Here is an 18,337-nt window from a genome sequence, read left to right as displayed (position 1 = left end):
TGCGGTTTTTATTGTAAGTCGCTTTTTTCTGCCAGTCAGCTTATTCTAAAAAGGAAGGAGGGAACAAGATGACACTTTTAAACATTCAACAAGTAAAAAAAATCTATCAAAGCCAGCTGAACGGACAACCCGTTGAAGCGTTGAAAAATATTACCTTTATGGTAGAAGAAGGGGAATATGTCGCTATCATGGGGGAATCAGGTTCGGGAAAGAGTACGCTGCTGAACTTGATGGCAACGTTAGACCAACCAACAGCGGGTGAAATGCAGCTGAATGGCATCGATTTGACCACGATCAAAGAAAAAGACGCAGCGAGTTTTCGACGGGATCACTTAGGCTTTGTTTTTCAAGACTTTAATTTGTTGGACACCTTTTCGGTAAAGGACAATATTTTATTGCCATTAGTTTTATCGAAAGTTTCCGTCAAACAAATGGAAAAGCAGCTTCAGCCCATCGTACAAACTTTAGGGATCGCCGATTTATTGCAGCACTATCCGTATGAATTGTCTGGCGGACAAAAGCAACGGGTCGCCGTCGCACGAGCGATCATCACAAAACCAGAACTGCTTTTAGCAGATGAGCCAACCGGAGCGCTGGATTCGAAAACCTCTGATCAACTGCTGACATTATTTCAACAGATCAATCAAAATGGACAGACGATCGTGATGGTCACTCACAGTTCGATCGCAGCCAGTCGCGCACAACGCGTCTTGTTTATCAAAGACGGGTATGTGTTTCACCAGCTGTATCGAGGGGATCGCAGCAATACCGCTTTTCTAGAAGCAATCGCCGAAACAATGACTGCTGTCTTTGCAAAGGAGGAGTAACGATGTTCTTTCAAAAAATCGCCTTCTCCAATTTGCGTAAAAATGCCAAAGCTTACACACCCTTTTTATTATCCATGAGCTTCTTGGTGGCTGTTTTGATGATGACGCAAATCATCGTGAACAATCCGGGAATGAGAGAACTTCCTAGTAGTCAAAGCGCCATCTTCATGTTTCGTTTAGGAAATATCATCCTCATGATTTTTGCGGCGATCTTTTCCTTTTACACCAATAACTTTTTGATCAAGCAGCGAAAAAAAGAATTTGGTCTCTACAATGTTTTGGGACTAGGAAAACGCGAGATAGCTTTCGTGGTCTTTTGGGAACTCTTTTACAGTTTTCTCATTAGCCTTGCTGCCGGATTGATCAGTGGCTTATTGTTTGCACGATTAGGATTTTTGATACTGAAGAAAATCTTAGCCGTAGGCGAGTTCTTTGTTTTTAAACTGTCATTTGAGAGTATTGGCTTGGTGATCCTGTATTTTATATTCATCTTTGGGTGTTTATTTTTATTTGACCTGTTGCAAGTACGCAAAACCAACCCACTTCAACTGCTACAGGGAAGCAAACGGAATGAAAAAGAGCCTCGTGCGAAAGGCATTTTAGCACTTTTGGGTGTCCTTTGTTTAGTAGCAGGATATACGATTTCTGTGACAATCAAGTCTCCCATCAGTGCCTTAGGCCTCTTTTTTGTCGCAGTTATCCTCGTGATTTTAGCCACCTATCTGTTGTTTATTTCTGGCAGTATCAAAGCATTGCAGTTTTTAAGAAAACGAACGACCTATTATTATCAAACGAACCATTTTATCAATGTCTCTACCATGTTGTATCGGATGAAACAAAATGCGGCTGGTTTAGCAAGTATTTGTATTTTATCAACGATGGTGTTAGTGACCGTTGCTACGACCGCCAGTCTTTATTTTGGACAAAAGAATGTGATCGAAACCCGTTTTCCTTACGATGTTCAAATTGAGTCAGCGGCTGATTCCCAGCAAATCAACACAGCAATTAATGGACTTGAAGAGAAGCTAACGATCAAAGAGCGCCAGCAAGTCACTACAACAAGACCGTTGCTTTTTACCTTTGAGGAACCAAATTTTGTTCCCTCAACCACTTTTGAAGAAAATAGTGGTAGTTTAGATAAAGCCGTGTATCTTATTTTTCTTACCAGTTCTGAATACCATGAAATCACCGGGAAAACAGGACCCGCTGACGACGAACTATTCGTTTTTCCCGCCACCTGGACGCAACAAGCATTACCAGAAAAGGCCACAATCGATGATCGTCAATTTCGCTTGCGGGAATTGAAAGAACTGCCAACATTCACGAAAACAGAAAACCCCGTTCAGCATCTTGTTCTCGTGGCGGATAATCAGTGGCTTGCCGAAAAGCTAAGCTCTTGGTATCAAAACGAAGATTTCCAGCTTTACCAGCAACCAGTAACAACAACAGTCTTCAATTTTCAAACAGCAGAAGCAAGCGATCGTGAAATCATCGCAAAAGAGATTCGCAGCGAACTTCTGGCAGCAGATGCTCATGCGAGCGTTCAGTCAAAAGATCTTTTTGAAGGTGAGACAAAAACCTTTACCGGTGGTTTTTTCTTCTTAGGCTTGATTTTTGGTGTGATCTTTATTTTAGCTGCCGCGTTAATCATTTATTATAAACAAGTCTCCGAAGGAATGGAGGACAAAGAACGTTTCGAGATCTTGCAAAAAGTTGGGTTAAGCCATAAGGAAGTCAAACAAGTGATCCAGCAGCAAGTCTTGATGATCTTCTCGTTTCCTTTGGCTGCTGCGATCATCCATTTAGCGTTTGCTTTTCCGATGATTCAGAAGTTGTTGCTTCTTTTTGGTCTAACAGATCGCAACTTATTGATTACGGTATCGATTATTTCTGTCCTATTGTTTACAATGATTTATCTGCTGGTGTATTTCATCACCGCAAGGGTCTACTATCGATTGGTGGAGCGCAAACAGTAGAAGATGGACAAACGCTATTTTGTCAGATGATAGCTGGATGGATTAGCCGTCACCGACAGGAGCTACAAAAATAAAATGTAAGAACACCCCATTCGTGAAGCGACGCTCAAAAGTTAGAATTTTTGGTCTAACATTTTGGAATTGCTACATGATTGAGGTGTTTTTTTGATAACACGCCCGTTAGCCCACTTTTTTAGAGTTGAAAAAAAGCCTTAGGTGACCTATAGTGAAAAGGAGTAAAGCGCAGGTGTAGAGTGCCGTGCGGATGATAGTCATTTCCAAATAAAAGGGATCATGTGATCCAAAAAGGAGAAAGCCCTATGAAAGAGCAGCCGATAACCATTGGATTCCCCTTAAGAGGTGAGTGGCTTGCGCCGACTACACCAGCCGAAAAGATTCCTAGCCATGGTACCGATCGAATGGGGTTGCGTTATGCCTTTGATTTTTTACAAGTTAATTTTGAGGGGAAAACCAAGGCTTTTCATGATCGAAGCTTTCTGCGCTATTTCTTCTTAGGGGTTCCGCTGGAGAGCTGTTATTGTTGGGGCGAAAAAATTTATGCACCTTGTGATGGCGAAGTAATTGTTGCAAGAGATGGCTATCGGGAACGGAAAATCGTTCACTGGATCAGAGACTCTTCGATCGCTGTAAAAAAAGGTTTGTTTTATAATGAACACAAAGATGATTATCAACAAATAGCTGGCAACTACATTGTGATAAAAGCTTCTGAGGGCGTTTATATGGCATTTGTCCATCTGCAAAATGGATCTGTCACTGTTTCCATAGGTCAAAACATCACCAAAGGGATGGTGATCGGAAAGGTCGGCCATTCAGGAAATTCGACTTCGCCTCATCTGCATTTTCAAGTGATGGACACCAGTGATATCGCTCATGCAAAAGGGCTTCCTTGTCGTTTTGAAGAATACGAGGTTTACCGAGAAGGACGATGGATAAAGGTTTGGAATCAGATGCCAGATAGTACAGAACGGATAAGATTTTTGCAGGAGCATCAGGGACAAGCTGTGAAACATTCATAGGGGGCATCGTCGAAATGATTAGAAGAAAGAACATTTAAACGTTTCTGAGCTTCTTTAAAAAATTTGCAACAATCTTAGGTATTCAGAAAATGTATCTCTGGGGGAAACAAATGAAGCAATTACCCAATATCCTTACCACTTCTCGACTGATTCTATCACCACTTTTACTATTCCTTCAGCCAATGTCTGGATGGTTTTGGCTGCTCTATTCCTATTGTTTTTTAAGTGACCTTGTCGATGGGCTGCTTGCAAGAAGGATGAAGCTCACCAGTGAGTTCGGTGCCTTACTAGACAGTTTCGCAGATGTTAGCTTTTTTCTCTCCGTTTTTCTTTCTTTACTACCACGGCTTCTGGAAACCCAAGCAATCATGGTTTGGATCTTGGTGATCGCTATCATCCGTTTCGTCAGTTATCTGATTGGCTATGTAAAATATCGGTCTTTTAGCAGTCTGCATACATGGCTCAACAAAGCAGTCGGATTTCTTTTATGTATTTTCCCGTTGTTGCTCATCATGTTCCATGAAAAAATTGTTATCTTGATTTTGGGGATCATCGCCACTATTTCCGCATTTGAAGAATTGCTGATAACGATCCTCTCAAAAAAACTGGATAGAAATCAAAAATCGATAATCGAAAGTTTTAACTAAGGCGCCTCTATCATTGAGGGCCTTTTTTGCTTATTCATCGCTAGTAGTCTTTTAAAAGATTCGTTAAAAACAATTTTAAAAATAACGTTGAAAACCATTTTTAATGGCCTTATGCTTATCTTTAAAGGGAGGCTTACAGATGAATAGACAAGAACTGCATGCATGTATCAGTAAAAACCAGCCCAATATTTGCCAAATTTCTGCCTACCAAAAAGGAAAGGAAGTTTACTCGGATGAATGGCATGAGTATAAGCCAGAGGACACTTGCCACCTTATGTCCGCTACGAAAAGTATCGTTTCTCTACTAGTCGGGATAGCGATCGATCAAGGCTTCATCAGGAGTGTCAATGACAAAGTCCTCGATTATTTTCCAGACTATCAAGTAAAACGGGGCGAAAAAACGATTTACGACATTACCATCAAACACCTATTAACGATGCGAGCGCCGTATAAATGCAAAGGTGATCCATGGACAAAGGTTTGCTCGAGTGATGACTGGACCAGCGCCTCGCTTGATTTATTGGGAGGAAGAAAAGGAGTGACAAATGAATTTAATTATCAAACCGTTTGTCTGCAGATTCTCACTGGTTTGTTAGCGAAAGCTTCTGGAATGACGACTGTTGATTATGCGAACCATTATTTATTTCGACCTCTTGGTGTAGCCGAAATGACCAGTTATTATGCGGAAACGGCAGAAGAGCATAAGCACTTTACGATGGACAAGGCACCAAAAAACCAGTTTGGTTTTGCGATCCTTTAAATATTGGCACTGCAGGTTACGGGCTTTGTCTTTCAGCAAAAGATTTAGCCAAAATTGGTGAGCTATGCTTGAACCATGGCATCCATCAAGGAAAACAAGTGATTTCCTCACAATGGCTCACTGAAATGGTCAATCCGCTAGAGACAAACATCGAGAAATTTCAAAACATGAGTTATGGATATTTGTGGTGGATTTTGGATACTGAGAAAAGCACCTATGCCGCCATCGGCAATAGTGGAAATGTCCTTTACATCGATCCCAAATCAGAGATTGTTATCGCCATTACGGCTTATTTTAAGCCAACTGTCTTTGATCGAATCGACTTTATCGAGACAGATCTTAAACCATTTCTATTTCAATAACGAGCAATAAGTAAAAGCAGTCCGCTGTCATAAGCCGACTGCTTTTTTGTAGGTAACAGTTTTAAGAATCCTTTCTTGATCGCGACAAGCAGAGACCTATTGAGAAAAATTGGCTACTCGTATTATGAATTTATAATCTAGCAATTTGGTACCACATATAGGTGGCTAAATGAATAATAAACGGAAGATAAATAAGAAATGAATAAAATGACCAAACAATCACCGTCGTAAACTTGGTATACTATATTTGAGAAGAAAATCACAAGCGAAAGGAGCGGTAGGAGTGTTTTCAGAAATCAGTATCTATCAAGTGAAACCAAGTGAAATCGATACCTTTGAAGCAATCATGCAAGAAGCAACAGAGGCAATGAAGGTCATGGAGGGAGCTATGTTCTTTCGATTAATGAAACGAACCCACTACATTAAAGAAATGAGCACCATCAAGGAAGGGCGCCTGCCTGATCCATTGACAAGAGTCATAAAATGTGTGAAATATGCCCACTATTGGGAGTTTGATACCGAAGAAAACTATGGCAAAGCTCAAAAAAGGTTGTATGAAAGTTATTGGAAAGCAATGGAAAAATGTTTGATCGTTCCCCACGACAAGCTATTGGGGGAAGTTGTTGGGTGATCGATTCAGTATCGAAGGCTCTCCAGTTGAACGGACTTTTCGTTGCAACTGTCTAGAGATTACAAGTGGAAATACAACAGGACGTTAAAAAGTCATTTGAATGTTGAATCGACAACTATTCGTTTTTTAAGTGCTCTATTTTTTGAGGGAATCAGAAAGGAGGGGAACACGATGGCACAGGTTGCTTTTCATAACTCATACAAATTAAAAAAGGGTGTTTCAACAGCGGAATTTGTTCGTGTTGTTGAACAATTAAACCGAGAATACATGTCCAAACAAAGAGGATACCTTTCTTTTGAATTATTCTTAGATGGAGAAACTTGGGCGGACATCACCAAGTTCGAAACGAAAGAAGATGCGGAAGCATTTGCCCGATGCGGCACGCCAAATGCCTTTGCACAAAAGTTTTATTCGTTCATCAATTTAAACAGTTGCCGCTCTCACCTATATACGATTGAAAAAACGTTCAAATAACTTAGCCACCATGGAATAAACAGCGCAAAAAACAATTCATATGAAAAGAGGAACTTTTTATGACAAAAACAGCAGAATGGTATCAAGGAAAAGCCGGTCGGGCAGAACATTTGGTCTATTTAAATAAGGAAGCCAAAGAGCTTGAGAAACTGATTCAAGGTGACAAAACAATGATCATTCGGGGGGCAGCCGGAAGAAAATCACCATTAGGAGGAAGAGCCAAAATCAACGATCTTGTTTATTTTGTGGAGACCGGCGGCGATTTGACCATCACTCATCGGGGCATCCTCGCCAACGTGATTGAATCTGAAAAGATGACGAAAGAAGAATCCATAGATTTTGTAAAACGCTATGAAAAAGAGTTGAATTTATCGAAAAAACAAGTCGATCGTTGGGCAGGGAAAAAGTATCTAGCTGTTTATGAAATCGCTCAATTAGAAGAAATAACGCCATTTCAATACAATCGTGAAAAAAATATGGATGATTGGATCATCACTGATGATATCAATAAGATTAAATTAGCATGCAGTGGCTTGCTGGAGCGTTAGGTAATAAAGATACGATTTAACGACGTTTGAAAAAGAGCACATTACACTTTTGGATGCGCTGCCATTAAAAATGAAAAATGATTCTACAAAGAAAGATACAAGTGGTCAACGAACGAAAGAACCTGGATTTTTACATATTTGAATATCAGCGTTTTTTATTCTTTCAGAACCTTATATTAAGAGTGCTCAAAGAAGCCTATGCAACAGCTGATTTGCCAAATTTATGTAAACGGGACTGGGTTGCTTATTTTGTACTGTAATATTATCAACATTTAGTGGGAAGGATTTTTTGAAAACTATGAACTTTTCAAAAGGAGGTTTGTAAATGAGTAAAGAAATAAAATCATATGATGAGGTTAAAACCATGCTTGGATCAGCAAGTGAGGCTTGGGAAATGTTAGTCGGATATATCCGAAACTATTATATAATGGATGAGTTATGGGCTGAAGGAAATCCTAATCATAAGCACTATCACAATTTGCGTTTTAGGCGGGGTGGTAAGACATTGATTACTCTCTCAATTCGTCAAGGATATTTTATCGCTAGTATTGTTCTAGGTAAAAGGGAAAGAGAGACATTTGAAGAAGAACGGGAACTGTTAAGTAAAAAAGTAGGTTATATATATGATCAAGCCAAAACTTACCATGACGGTAAATGGCTTGGTTTTGATATCTATGATAACTCGCTTTGTGAAGATATCATTCGCTTGCTTTCTATAAAGCGTAAACCTAATCGTAAAATATTACCTGATGACAGGGACAAGTCTGGCCAACTAGATTTAGGGATGTCACACGAAGAGATTACAACCTGTCTTTTTCAATAATTAAATATGAAGACAGTAAAGGAGTTGAGTGAACGGATGGAAGGCAAAAAGCAATTGTTTCGAGACAAAAACGTGAAACCAACAGAGCAGCTGATTGCTGAAGCACTGGGTGAAGGATATGTCATTTATCAACGTTTTATCGAAACCCTTGAAAATGAGGGCATCTCTCTTATGGATTGGCGCTATTACCAAGATGGAAAAGCGTGGTTGTCCAAAGGCGAATACAAATGGACAACGACTCGTGGAACGAATAAAGTGAAACCGATTTTTTGGCTCTCGATGTGGGAGGGTTTCTTCAAAGTTTCCTTTCACTTTAGCGAGAAAGTCCGAACACAGTTATTGTCTTTACCAATCAGTGAAGAGACAAAAGAAGCCATTTATAAGGCGCCGACCAATGGCACGAAAATGAAGTTTTTTTCTGTGATTTTTGATGTAGCTAGTGATAGTCCTTTGAATGATATTTACCAAATCGCTGAGTTTCGAAAGCATTCTATTTAGGCAATTTTCATTCGAGAAAATAAAATTCTTATATTTGTCGTTCTTAAAAACTAAGGAATTTTGTATATTTTTTTCCCATAGCTATCGGAAAGTGCAATAACTTTTGGGGAATCCGTGATAAGCAACTGTGATTTAAAGGGCGTAGACTATTTTTTATCTATTTCTGCAGATGGAAAAAGACGTCCAAGTTCAAGAGAGAAAATGCCTTAACTGATTTTAACTAATAAATCATCTTATTTAATAAAGAAAAACTAGGTGTTTCATGTCAAAAGATGAAGCACCTAGTTTTTTATTTTTCAATAACTGTCCTCGGAAAACTGTTCCTTCATCCGCTCCAAGAAAAGTCCAGAAGCCTTTGAAAAAACTTGGGTGTTTTTCCAGATGACATCAAGGTTTGATTCCAATGCAGGACTCAATTTTCTAAAACATAAAGGACTGTCAGGGGCGAAGTTGACTAATTTATCTAGGGTCAAGCCGTAGCCGACACCTTCTTCTACCAGCTTGGATGCATTGTAAACAAGGTTATATGTGGCGACGACCGTCAATTTTTTCAGGTCTTTTTTCAACCATTTAGAAAGTTCACTGCTGACCAAACTTTGTCGCGAAGTAATCAAGGGAACGTCCCAGAGATCTTTTGGAGTAATGACTTCTTTGACAGCTAGAGGACTGTCTTTTCGCATCAACACGCCCCAGGTATCTTTGGCAGGTAAGCGTAAGGAATGGTACTTTTTGACGTCTGCTGGACTGATTACGACACCGAAATCCAACAATCCTTTATCCAAACGTTCTTTGACTTCATCGGCGTTGCCGCTATAAAAGTGAAATTTGATGTTGGGGTATTCAGCTTGGACTTCTTTGATGATTGCTCCTAGCAACTGAATCACATAAGTTTCTCCAGCTCCGATCGATACATTGCCGGCGATCGTATCTCGAGGCGACAAAAATTCTGAGCGGGTCTTTTCTAATAATTCTACGATTTCTTCCGCCCGTTTACGAAACAACAGTCCGTCTTCTGTTAGTGTGATTTTGCGATTGCCTCGGGTGAACAACGTCACGCCCAATTCTTTTTCTAAGTCCATTAACTGTCGTGACAGGGATGGTTGAGAGAGATGTAGATGTTTTGCGGCAGCTGAAATCGTTTCTTTTTCTGCAACTGCTAGAAAGGTGGTTAAATTTTTTAATTCCATAGGTCTACACTCCTTTTTCTATGCTTTATATGAATAGTTAGGTATTTGATATTAGTATTTTACATAGAAAGATGCTGCAAGTACAATAGGTTTATCCAAAAATAGCTCAATCAAGAAAAAGTGATAATTCACACCTTGATCAGTTGAGGAAAATTGGAGGATCGCCCTAAGGTACAGGATAGTTGACCGAGAAAGAAGGCGAAAGAAATGAAAAAATGGCAAAAGAAGGCCCTTGTGTCTTTAGTTTTGCTGGTACCGCTGGTTTTAGGTGCTTGCAGCAGCAATAACGAGGAGGCAAACGAAGCAACACAAGGCAGTTCAGGAGGAGAAACGATGACAGAAAATGTATCATTTACAAATGAATGGGATAAAGTCTTCCCGGAAAGTGATACGGTGAATCACCGAAAAGTAACTTTCCAGAATCGATACGGCATCACTTTAGTTGCTGATCTTTATGAACCAATTGATGCACAAGGACCACTTCCAGCAATCGCCGTTAGCGGACCTTTTGGAGCAGTCAAAGAGCAGGCATCTGGTCTATATGCTCAAATGATGGCAGAGCGTGGTTTTGTTACGATCGCTTTTGATCCGTCCTATACAGGTGAAAGCAGTGGCGAACCACGCTATGTGGCTTCCCCAGACATAAATACAGAAGACTTCCAAGCAGCAGTCGATTTTCTATCGGTCCAAGAGAATGTAGATGAAGAAAGAATTGGTTTGATTGGAATTTGTGGTTGGGGCGGGATGGCATTGAATGCCGCAGCCATCGATACCCGTGTGAAAGCGACGGTTTCGGCCACCATGTATGATATGTCGAGAGTCAATGCTCAAGGTTATTTTGATGAAATGGGAGCTGAAGGACGCCATGAATTGCGCCAGCAGCTGAACGCCCAGCGGACAGTCGATTTTGCCAATGGCAGCTACGAACGAGCAGGTGGGGTACCAGATACACTGCCAGAAGATGCGCCTGTCTTTATGCAGGATTATTTTGATTATTACAAAACAGAACGAGGCTATCATGAACGTTCGTTAAATTCCAATGACGGTTGGAACGTGACATCATCGCTGTCGTTCTTAAATATGCCGCTCTTGTCGTATATCGATGAGATCCGAAGCGCCGTTTTATTGCTTCATGGAGAAGAAGCCCACTCACTTTACTTCAGTCAAGACGCCTTTGAGCAATTACAAGGCGATAACAAAGAGCTGACGGTCATTCCTAATGCTTCGCATGTTGATCTATATGACCAAATAGAGGTGATTCCTTTTGACCAAATGACCGAATTCTTCCAAGAACATTTGAATTAAATAGCAACAACCAGCTGCACGACTGTTCAGGCCTGTTTCCTCTTCTGAGCAGTCATGTTTTAGAAAATAAGCATTCCGTTGCTAGCCTCTACATCGAATCATCAGCAGAAAGGAGCGAAGCCATGCTGATAAAACTCATCCCTGCTGTCTTGCTGCTCCTACTAAGTGCCTGTGGGACAAGTGGAATAGATGAAAGGCATGCGCTGTCTGCCAGCGAAACTTCCTCTGAGACAAGTCAGGATCATGAACAACCGATTATTGAATCAGCAACAGCTGTCGTCATTACGGTTGGACAACAGGATTTTATAGCGAAGTTCTATGAAAATGAGGCGTCTGAACACCTAATGAATCAAATGCCCTTCACGTTGACAATGAGTGACTTGAACAACAACGAGAAATATTATCGTTTTTCTGAGAATTTGCCAGAAATGACTACAGAACGGCCGGAAATCATTCACGAAGGAGAAATCATGAGCTGGAATAGTCATACGTTGGTGCTGTTTTATCAGACCTTCACCAATTCTTATGGTGGCTATAATCGTATCGGTGTCATTGAAGATCCGGTGGGGCTAAACGAAGCACTGGGAGCGGAAGACGTAGAGGTTATGTTTTCGGTAAGAAAACCTCGTGAATAACGAATGAATAGGAGTAAAACACATGACGATCGATCAATTAAACAAACTCATGGCAAGTGGCGAACCCTTACTTGGCGGTTCGCAAGCTTCAAAACAAATGGTGACTTTGAGTGCAGAGGCGAGAAAACTCACGATGAAAATCAATACAGTCTACCATGAGTCTGATGAGTTACAAGAACTTTTTGCCCAATTGACAGGAAAACCAGTTGAGCCGACATTTTCGCTGTTTCCACCCTTTTATACAGATTATGGCAAGAATATCAGCATTGGCAAAGATGTCTTTATCAATGCGGGTTGTCATTTTCAAGACCAAGGAGGGATCACGATCGGTGATGGTACCCTAATTGGGCATAACGTTGTTCTAGCTACCTTGAATCATGGACTTCACCCTGAAGATCGTAGCACGCTTTATCCAGCACCCATTACGATTGGGAAGAATGTCTGGATTGGCTCAAATGCAACGATCGTTGCTGGTGTGACCATCGGTGACCATGCGGTTATTGCTGCTGGGGCAGTGGTGACTAAAGATGTCGCTGAGCGCACGATCGTGGCTGGTGTACCTGCAAAATATGTCAAAGAGGTTACTGAGTAAGCATAATAGCAATGAGTAAGAAAAAAACTGCTGTTCGCCTTGTCGCTTTTGAAGCGATGAAGACGAACAGCAGTTTTCTTATTCTTGAGGTGGCTCGCTCGTATTGGAACCGGCGAAGTTTTCGATCAACGATTTCACATCAAGACCGAGGGTTTCTTTCAATGTTTCTTGTGTGGTCGACAAGAGATTGGTGGCGTAATTGGTGACACGATTGGCACCGCCGCCTTCACCTGATCCTGTATCAACGACTGAAATTTTATCGATATTGCCTAATGGTGCGGCAGCTTCTTTGACTAATTGCGGCATGATCTCAACGATCATGCTAAGGATCGCTGCTTCATCATATTTCTTGAAGGCTTCGGCGATTTTTTCTTTCGTTTCGGCTTCTGCCGTTCCTTTCGCCAAAGTGGTCTCGGCTTCTGCCAAACCAATCAAACGAATTTTATCGGCTTCGGCTTTTGCCAGGGACTCTGTTCGGAATTGCTCGGCTTCAGTGGTTGCTAACGCAGACGCTTTTTTCGCTAATGCTTCTTGCTCAAGCGCATAACGATCCGCATCAGCTTTTTTCTTGATCTCAGAATCAAATTGCTTCTCACGACGTAAGATTTCTTTTTCTTCCAATTCGATTTGTTTTTGTCGTTCAACGACTTCGACTTCAATCTCTTGTTCTCGGACTTTTTGTTTCATGATGGCACTTTGTAGATGGTAGGCTTGATCGGCATCGGCTTTGGCGATGTCTTGTTCTTTCTTATAAAGCGCCAGTTTCAATTCTTTTTCCTTCAATGCTTCAGCGATTTCGGTCATGCGTTTTGATTCCGCTGTTTGCGATTCTTGTTCCGATTGGGCTTTTTTGATGCGGGTTTCTTTCAGTGCTTCAGCTTCCGCAATTTCAGCATCCCGTTTGACTTGGGCGATTCTAGGTTTTCCAAGAGAATCCAAATAGCCGTTTTTATCGCGGACTTCTTTGATCGTAAAGGAGACAATGATCAAGCCCATTTTTGCTAAATCGACAGAGGCAACTTCTTGCACACTTTGACTGAACTTGTCACGATTTTGATAGATTTCTTCTACAGTCATGGAACCAAGGATCGAACGCAGATGACCTTCTAGGACTTCTCGCGCTTCATTCTCCAATTCTTCCCGGGTTTTTCCGAGAAACTGTTCTGCTGCTGTTGCGATTTCTTCCACGGATGAGCCAATCTTAATAATGGAAGTTCCGTCACACATCACGGGAACCCCTTGTTCTGTGTAGACTTCCGGTGTGGAGACGTCTAACTTACTGGAGAGCAAACTGATTCGATTCGATCGTTGAAACACTGGCAAAACAAAGGCTCCGCCACCACGCACGATTTTGATTTTGTTGTTGCTTTCATCGGCGTGTACATTTTTGCTACCAAGATAGCTTCCGCTGATGATCAACGCTTCATCGGGCTTGGCTGTTTGATATTTCGTGACAAAGACGATCAAAAGCATTAGCAAAATAAATGCCACGATCGCGATTGGGAAAACAATTGGTGATAATATAATATCCATAGATACACCTCTTTTGTGATTTTGTTTAGTGATTCAAAAATTTTTCTGTGTAAGGAACGACGTAGCAAATGCGTTCTTTGACTTCAATAATCAAAACCTTCGATCCTGCTGCTAATGGCTCATCGATCGGCTGGAAAGCCGTAGCTGGTCGATTACTTGAACCAGTGACACTTGTAAGTTGAATTTCGCCCATTCCTTTACAAGGGATAGGCGTCAGCACCGTTGCGATGCGACCTTCAAAGTCTTTCTCAGAACTCGAAAGTGTTGCTTCGGCATTCCGCATGGGAATCAGCACGTAAAAATTTAAGAGAAAAACGAGCCCTGTCGAAAGACAGCCACTAATGACGAAAAGCAGGAGCGAATAGCCAGGCAGAAAAGTTTCTCCTAAGTAACCGAAGAGGCTTGTAAAGGCAAACCATGGGATGATCAACATTGGATCTACTGGACCATCGAAATCGAAGATATCGCTAAACAGAAGCAGCAAAAAAGCTAAAATGGCACAGCCAATCAAAATATACAAATAAATTTGCTCAGGTGCATAAGTGTGCAGCACATATCCACCTCCTTTCATATAGTGTGATTATGAGTACGACGAAAGCTAGGAGACAGTCGGAAGAAGATCGAGGGAAGCAAAAGAATAGAATAGGTATTCTATTATAATTATACCAATAAATAAGAAAAATATTTCATATAATTATATAATTTGATTAAATAATATAATAATGGTGGGTTTGTTATGATGGAAGAAGCCTCAAATACACATGATTTTTTCAACAACCATTGACAAACAATGAAAATCAAAGTAGATTAAATCAGGGTAGTAAAAAGGTTAAAAGCAACTGCTGATTGTAGACACATCAAGAGGCAGATTTTGTTCTCTAACCCAATCGAAATAAAGTAGTTGTTCGCAAACATAAAAGAAGTCAGGGACACTTCTTTTCAACCGACAGATCGTATTGCTAAGAAATAGAGGTGGAATCGATGGATCAAAAAGAAAAAATGTTAGAACTAATCAAGAAAAAACAAGGCGGCGGCCGTTCAAAAAAGATGGAATCCCCAAAAAACGATCGGAAAAACATGCGTAAAGGCCCGAAAATTTATAATAAGTAGGGCGATAGTTTATTAATACGAAATGATCGATTAAAAAAGAGAGAAGGACAGGGTTGCTGTCTTTCTCTCTTTTTTTTATTCTTCAGAATCCACGTACAACTCACTCAAAGCTGGCAAATCATGGACTTGGTATTTTGCTTTAAACGCTGCGATTTCTTCAGCACTGAAGCGCTTAGGATCCAGTTTCAGTTCTTCGACAGGAAGAGGTCGTTCGTTGGCGATCTTGACATCGATCACGACGGGTCCGTGGCTTTCTTTTGCTTGTGTGAAGACGGACGCTAATTCTTCTTCCTTCGTTACCGTAAAGCCTTTCGCACCTAATGCTTCCCCAACTTTACCAAAATCAACACCGGCTAGTTGCACACCGAACTTGGTTTGCTCGGTATCTTCTTGTTCCGCTTCAATGAAGCCAAATGAGTCATTGGAAAAGACCACATTGATGATCGGCAAATTGTATTTTACTTGAGTAATGATGTCTTGCATTTGCATCGCGAAACCGCCATCCCCACTAAAGGTGAATACTTGACGATCCGGATAGCTCAATTGAGCGGCGATCCCACCAGGTACGCCATTGCCCATCGTCGCAAACCAGCCAGACGTTGTGAAACGCTGTTCACCTGTCATTTCTAAATGACGGATACTGTGAATGGTCACATTACCGACATCTGTGACAAACAGGGCATCAGGAGCTGCGATACGGTTGATTTCTCGATAGACAGGTTCGGGACGCAATGGTTCTTGCGAATCATGGTCAAAACTATGACGCCATGCATGCCAATTCCGAGCGTTTTCTTGATTGGCTTTTATCCAAGCATCTGCAGGACGAGGGGCAGCCATCTCTGTCCATTTTCTAAGAGCGGTTGCACCATCTCCTAAAACAGAGACATCTGTCTGATGTCGACGACCAAATTTCGAGGCGTCGATATCAACTTGGACAAAGTTGGCATCAGGATTGAAAAAGCGGCGTCCGAAAGGGAAGTCACTGCCGACAAACACGATGAGATCAGCTTCTGCTAAAGCTTCATTGGCAGGTTTTGTCGCAACCCGGCCGGCAAATCCAAGAAAGTTTTCATAAAGATCAGGCACGATGCCTTTGGCTAAGACAGAAGCTGCGATAGGCATTGAGAAGTGCTTAGAAAAAGCATCGATGGCATCAAAATGACCAAAGAGACCTTGTCCGATATATAGGACAGGTTTTTTTGCTTGTTCAAAATAAGGAAGAGCAGCTCGTAAATCGTCTTCATCCGGCTGGAGAACACCTGTCTTATGATTTTTTGCGGTTGAAATCTCCTGTTCGTCGATTTCTGCAAACCCGTAATCGACCGGGATCGTTACCACAGCGACTCCTCTAAATTTGTAGGCGGCTTTAATGGCTTCGTCCACCACATGGGGCAAACTTTCAGGGGACATGACCGTGCGATTGTAGATACTGACATCTGCGAACATCGGATTTTCATTCATTTCTTGAAAATCATTGTAGTTCATCGAGCTCGAAGCTACTTGTCCTAACAAGGCAACGACGGGCACGTTATCCATTTGAGCATCATATAAGCCATTGATCAAGTGGGTGGCACCGGGACCAGCAGAACCAAAAACCGTACCGACTTTTCCCGTTAGCTTAGCATCAGCCGCTGCTGCCAGCGCACCCGCTTCTTCATGACGTACTTGGACATATTTGACTGATTGCCGTTCATGGTACAAAGCATCCATCGTTGAGTTGAAAGATCCACCGGGGATTCCATAGATATGGTCGATGCCCCACGCTTCAAAAACCTTGATCATTGCTGTACCAGCATTGATTTTTGTCATTTTCTTCACTCGCTTTCTCTGTTGTCATTCGTTCTCTTTTAAGTATAAACGTTTCTCAAAAAGACAACAAAGAATGCGCCTTCTGTCACAAGGCGCATAGAAAAGCTTATTTTAGGAAATGAACGACTCAGTTGCGCAGCTCTTGCACGAATCGACTGGCGATCTCTTTTGGTCGGGTGATGGCACCACCAACCACGATACCCGTCACACCCATTTCGTGGATTTTCTTTGCTTGCTCTGGCGTATGAATCTTGCCTTCGGCTATCACCGGAACCTTCGCCGCAACCAATTGCTGGATCAACTGATAATCCGGTTCCTCATTGGTAGGACTATTCGCCGTATAGCCGGACAAAGTTGTACCAACAAAATCAACACCCGCTTCAAAGGCATTGATGCCTTCCTCATAGGTGGCGATATCTGCCATGAGTAGTTGATGGGGGTAAAGAGCTTTGATTTGCTTGATAAAGGCATTGATCGTCAAGCCATCATGACGTTTGCGCAAGGTGCAGTCCAAAGCGATCACCGCAATATGTAAAGCGGCTAATTCATGCACCTCTTTGATGGTTGCTGTGATAAATGGTTCTTCCGGTGGATAGTCTTTTTTGATGATTCCGATGATCGGCAGATCAACAGCGGCTTGGATCTCACGAATATCGCGAACGGAATTGGCACGAATGCCAACAGCACCGGCTTCTTGAGCCGCTTTTGCCAATAGGGGCATGACTCCGCCGTTTTCAGTATATAAGGGTTCTCCAGGTAAGGCTTGACACGAAACAATTACTCCGTCCTTGATTTGTTGGATAAAAGCTTCTTTTTCCATATATATGACACTTCCCATTCTTGTAAAGGTTCGTTTCTCCCTTCGACTATATCATGAGGCTTTTTCCTTGTAAATGAAAGGACACCTTCTTTAAAAGGAAAGCGAACACCAAAAAGAAGCAAGCACTGTCACAAGGCTGCTTGCTTCATTAGGAGGTGAGGATAGGGAATCCTTTATTCCGCTTGTTTTGATGTGCATTGCTTGAACTTTTCAAAATCGATCGTTTGATTAGCAGGCAACACTTCATATTGCAATCGTTCTGTTTCTTCATCGTGAATGATATGGAGGATTTTTCCGTCTTCGTCTACTGGTCCCAGACTGATGATCGTAAACCGTTCATTGATGACTTCTAAATTCTGTAAAACCCCAGAAAACACTTTGCGAATATGATGGGCGGTCTTGATTTTTTTGTCGGCTTTTTCTACAGCCTTGGCTAACGTAAAGCCTTCATCTAAAAACGTTTTGATCATTTCCACTTTGACGACCGTGGGCAGTCGGTATTTTCGTGGGGCATTTTCTTCTTGTGGGACCGATTGAATAAATCCTTTTTGTTCCCAATAACGCAATTGGCGAGGGGAGATAGCACACATTTGACTAAGTTCGCTGATGCCGACCAACAAGTTTTCATTATCAACGAGTTTTCGAAAAAGATGAGACATACGGACTCCATTCTTGTAAAGGTATTTGTTAATATTGTAACTTGTTTTACTTTTATGTCAAGTAGGTTGACAAATGTTAGGGAAAGATTTAAAGTAAAGAAGGT

General features: G+C 41.5%; 19 protein-coding genes and 1 pseudogene. 14 read left to right on the top strand and 6 right to left on the bottom strand.

The window, feature by feature from the left end; genetic code table 11:
* Positions 1–68: 68 nt before the first annotated feature.
* The 10 genes and pseudogenes from FJU10_RS15425 (at position 69) to FJU10_RS15380 (ending at position 8,583) form a co-directional block, all read left to right on the top strand.
* A complete protein-coding gene (locus tag FJU10_RS15425) occupies positions 69–827 on the top strand; it encodes an ABC transporter ATP-binding protein (RefSeq protein WP_010749611.1) in 759 nt (252 codons plus the stop codon).
* A gap of 2 nt (positions 828–829) precedes the next feature.
* Positions 830–2,803 (top strand): ABC transporter permease, encoded by a 1,974-nt coding sequence (locus FJU10_RS15420; protein ID WP_140966317.1) that lies wholly within the window; start codon positions 830–832, stop codon positions 2,801–2,803.
* 320 nt (positions 2,804–3,123) lie between these two features.
* A complete protein-coding gene (locus FJU10_RS15415) occupies positions 3,124–3,840 on the top strand; it encodes a M23 family metallopeptidase (protein ID WP_140966316.1) in 717 nt (238 codons plus the stop codon).
* A gap of 110 nt (positions 3,841–3,950) precedes the next feature.
* Positions 3,951–4,487 (top strand): CDP-alcohol phosphatidyltransferase family protein, encoded by a 537-nt coding sequence (locus tag FJU10_RS15410; protein WP_140966315.1) that lies wholly within the window; start codon positions 3,951–3,953, stop codon positions 4,485–4,487.
* A gap of 139 nt (positions 4,488–4,626) precedes the next feature.
* Positions 4,627–5,609 (top strand): annotated as a pseudogene (locus FJU10_RS15405) (serine hydrolase domain-containing protein).
* Positions 5,610–5,892: 283 nt separating this feature from the next.
* Positions 5,893–6,240 carry a hypothetical protein gene (locus FJU10_RS15400; protein WP_189372349.1) on the top strand — a complete coding sequence of 116 codons (348 nt, stop codon included), beginning with the start codon at positions 5,893–5,895 and terminating at the stop codon, positions 6,238–6,240.
* A 171-nt stretch (positions 6,241–6,411) separates the two neighbouring features.
* On the top strand, positions 6,412–6,714 hold the full coding sequence (locus FJU10_RS15395) for an antibiotic biosynthesis monooxygenase family protein (RefSeq protein WP_140966313.1): 303 nt from the start codon (positions 6,412–6,414) through the stop codon (positions 6,712–6,714).
* A gap of 59 nt (positions 6,715–6,773) precedes the next feature.
* Positions 6,774–7,262 carry a hypothetical protein gene (locus FJU10_RS15390; protein ID WP_081118935.1) on the top strand — a complete coding sequence of 163 codons (489 nt, stop codon included), beginning with the start codon at positions 6,774–6,776 and terminating at the stop codon, positions 7,260–7,262.
* Between the two features lie 325 nt (positions 7,263–7,587).
* Entirely contained in the window at positions 7,588–8,085 is a 498-nt protein-coding gene (locus tag FJU10_RS15385) for a DUF3788 family protein (RefSeq protein ID WP_140966312.1), read from the top strand.
* 36 nt (positions 8,086–8,121) lie between these two features.
* Positions 8,122–8,583 carry a DUF3788 domain-containing protein gene (locus tag FJU10_RS15380; protein ID WP_140966311.1) on the top strand — a complete coding sequence of 154 codons (462 nt, stop codon included), beginning with the start codon at positions 8,122–8,124 and terminating at the stop codon, positions 8,581–8,583.
* A 296-nt stretch (positions 8,584–8,879) separates the two neighbouring features.
* Here the strand turns inward: FJU10_RS15380 and FJU10_RS15375 are convergent, their stop codons facing one another.
* A complete protein-coding gene (locus FJU10_RS15375; protein ID WP_140966310.1) occupies positions 8,880–9,770 on the bottom strand; it encodes a LysR family transcriptional regulator in 891 nt (296 codons plus the stop codon).
* A 207-nt stretch (positions 9,771–9,977) separates the two neighbouring features.
* Between FJU10_RS15375 and FJU10_RS15370 the strand changes: the two genes are divergently transcribed.
* From FJU10_RS15370 to FJU10_RS15360, 3 genes are all read left to right on the top strand, one after another.
* Positions 9,978–11,075 (top strand): alpha/beta hydrolase, encoded by a 1,098-nt coding sequence (locus FJU10_RS15370; protein ID WP_140966309.1) that lies wholly within the window; start codon positions 9,978–9,980, stop codon positions 11,073–11,075.
* 122 nt (positions 11,076–11,197) lie between these two features.
* Complete coding sequence (locus tag FJU10_RS15365) at positions 11,198–11,710, top strand: cyclophilin-like fold protein (protein WP_140966308.1); 513 nt, start codon at positions 11,198–11,200, stop codon at positions 11,708–11,710.
* Positions 11,711–11,732: 22 nt separating this feature from the next.
* Positions 11,733–12,302 (top strand): sugar O-acetyltransferase, encoded by a 570-nt coding sequence (locus FJU10_RS15360; RefSeq protein WP_140966307.1) that lies wholly within the window; start codon positions 11,733–11,735, stop codon positions 12,300–12,302.
* 78 nt (positions 12,303–12,380) lie between these two features.
* Here FJU10_RS15360 and FJU10_RS15355 read toward each other — a convergent pair whose 3' ends face one another.
* Complete coding sequence (locus FJU10_RS15355; protein WP_096742609.1) at positions 12,381–13,835, bottom strand: flotillin family protein; 1,455 nt, start codon at positions 13,833–13,835, stop codon at positions 12,381–12,383.
* Between the two features lie 25 nt (positions 13,836–13,860).
* Positions 13,861–14,406, bottom strand: coding sequence for an NfeD family protein (locus tag FJU10_RS15350; RefSeq protein WP_140966306.1), 546 nt, complete (start codon positions 14,404–14,406; stop codon positions 13,861–13,863).
* Between the two features lie 410 nt (positions 14,407–14,816).
* Between FJU10_RS15350 and FJU10_RS19725 the strand changes: the two genes are divergently transcribed.
* Entirely contained in the window at positions 14,817–14,945 is a 129-nt protein-coding gene (locus FJU10_RS19725) for a hypothetical protein (protein WP_005236316.1), read from the top strand.
* Positions 14,946–15,020: 75 nt separating this feature from the next.
* On the opposite strand, the gene spxB is transcribed toward FJU10_RS19725, so the two are convergent.
* The 3 genes from spxB to FJU10_RS15335 form a co-directional block, all read right to left on the bottom strand.
* A complete protein-coding gene (gene spxB / locus FJU10_RS15345; RefSeq protein ID WP_140966305.1) occupies positions 15,021–16,754 on the bottom strand; it encodes a pyruvate oxidase in 1,734 nt (577 codons plus the stop codon).
* Positions 16,755–16,881: 127 nt separating this feature from the next.
* Positions 16,882–17,574, bottom strand: coding sequence for an N-acetylmannosamine-6-phosphate 2-epimerase (locus FJU10_RS15340; RefSeq protein ID WP_140966304.1), 693 nt, complete (start codon positions 17,572–17,574; stop codon positions 16,882–16,884).
* A gap of 173 nt (positions 17,575–17,747) precedes the next feature.
* The gene (locus tag FJU10_RS15335) at positions 17,748–18,233 is read right to left on the bottom strand and encodes a MerR family transcriptional regulator (protein WP_081118958.1); all 486 of its coding nucleotides are present in this window, start codon (positions 18,231–18,233) and stop codon (positions 17,748–17,750) included.
* Positions 18,234–18,337 lie beyond the last annotated feature (104 nt).

The organism is Enterococcus sp. OL5, assembly GCF_006491895.1.
GTDB lineage: Bacteria > Bacillota > Bacilli > Lactobacillales > Enterococcaceae > Enterococcus_D > Enterococcus_D innesii.
The sequence above is the reverse complement of the archived record's forward strand: the minus strand, read 5'-3'. Positions and strand labels throughout refer to the sequence as shown.

Coding starts and splice junctions, on each gene's coding strand:
- FJU10_RS15425 (WP_010749611.1), top strand. CDS start 69: ATGACACTTTTAAACATTCAACAAGTAAAAAAAATCTATCAAAGCCAG.
- FJU10_RS15420 (WP_140966317.1), top strand. CDS start 830: ATGTTCTTTCAAAAAATCGCCTTCTCCAATTTGCGTAAAAATGCCAAA.
- FJU10_RS15415 (WP_140966316.1), top strand. CDS start 3,124: ATGAAAGAGCAGCCGATAACCATTGGATTCCCCTTAAGAGGTGAGTGG.
- FJU10_RS15410 (WP_140966315.1), top strand. CDS start 3,951: ATGAAGCAATTACCCAATATCCTTACCACTTCTCGACTGATTCTATCA.
- FJU10_RS15395 (WP_140966313.1), top strand. CDS start 6,412: ATGGCACAGGTTGCTTTTCATAACTCATACAAATTAAAAAAGGGTGTT.
- FJU10_RS15390 (WP_081118935.1), top strand. CDS start 6,774: ATGACAAAAACAGCAGAATGGTATCAAGGAAAAGCCGGTCGGGCAGAA.
- FJU10_RS15385 (WP_140966312.1), top strand. CDS start 7,588: ATGAGTAAAGAAATAAAATCATATGATGAGGTTAAAACCATGCTTGGA.
- FJU10_RS15380 (WP_140966311.1), top strand. CDS start 8,122: ATGGAAGGCAAAAAGCAATTGTTTCGAGACAAAAACGTGAAACCAACA.
- FJU10_RS15375 (WP_140966310.1), bottom strand. CDS start 9,770: ATGGAATTAAAAAATTTAACCACCTTTCTAGCAGTTGCAGAAAAAGAA.
- FJU10_RS15370 (WP_140966309.1), top strand. CDS start 9,978: ATGAAAAAATGGCAAAAGAAGGCCCTTGTGTCTTTAGTTTTGCTGGTA.
- FJU10_RS15365 (WP_140966308.1), top strand. CDS start 11,198: ATGCTGATAAAACTCATCCCTGCTGTCTTGCTGCTCCTACTAAGTGCC.
- FJU10_RS15360 (WP_140966307.1), top strand. CDS start 11,733: ATGACGATCGATCAATTAAACAAACTCATGGCAAGTGGCGAACCCTTA.
- FJU10_RS15355 (WP_096742609.1), bottom strand. CDS start 13,835: ATGGATATTATATTATCACCAATTGTTTTCCCAATCGCGATCGTGGCA.
- FJU10_RS15350 (WP_140966306.1), bottom strand. CDS start 14,406: ATGAAAGGAGGTGGATATGTGCTGCACACTTATGCACCTGAGCAAATT.
- FJU10_RS19725 (WP_005236316.1), top strand. CDS start 14,817: ATGGATCAAAAAGAAAAAATGTTAGAACTAATCAAGAAAAAACAAGGC.
- spxB (WP_140966305.1), bottom strand. CDS start 16,754: ATGACAAAAATCAATGCTGGTACAGCAATGATCAAGGTTTTTGAAGCG.
- FJU10_RS15340 (WP_140966304.1), bottom strand. CDS start 17,574: ATGGAAAAAGAAGCTTTTATCCAACAAATCAAGGACGGAGTAATTGTT.
- FJU10_RS15335 (WP_081118958.1), bottom strand. CDS start 18,233: ATGTCTCATCTTTTTCGAAAACTCGTTGATAATGAAAACTTGTTGGTC.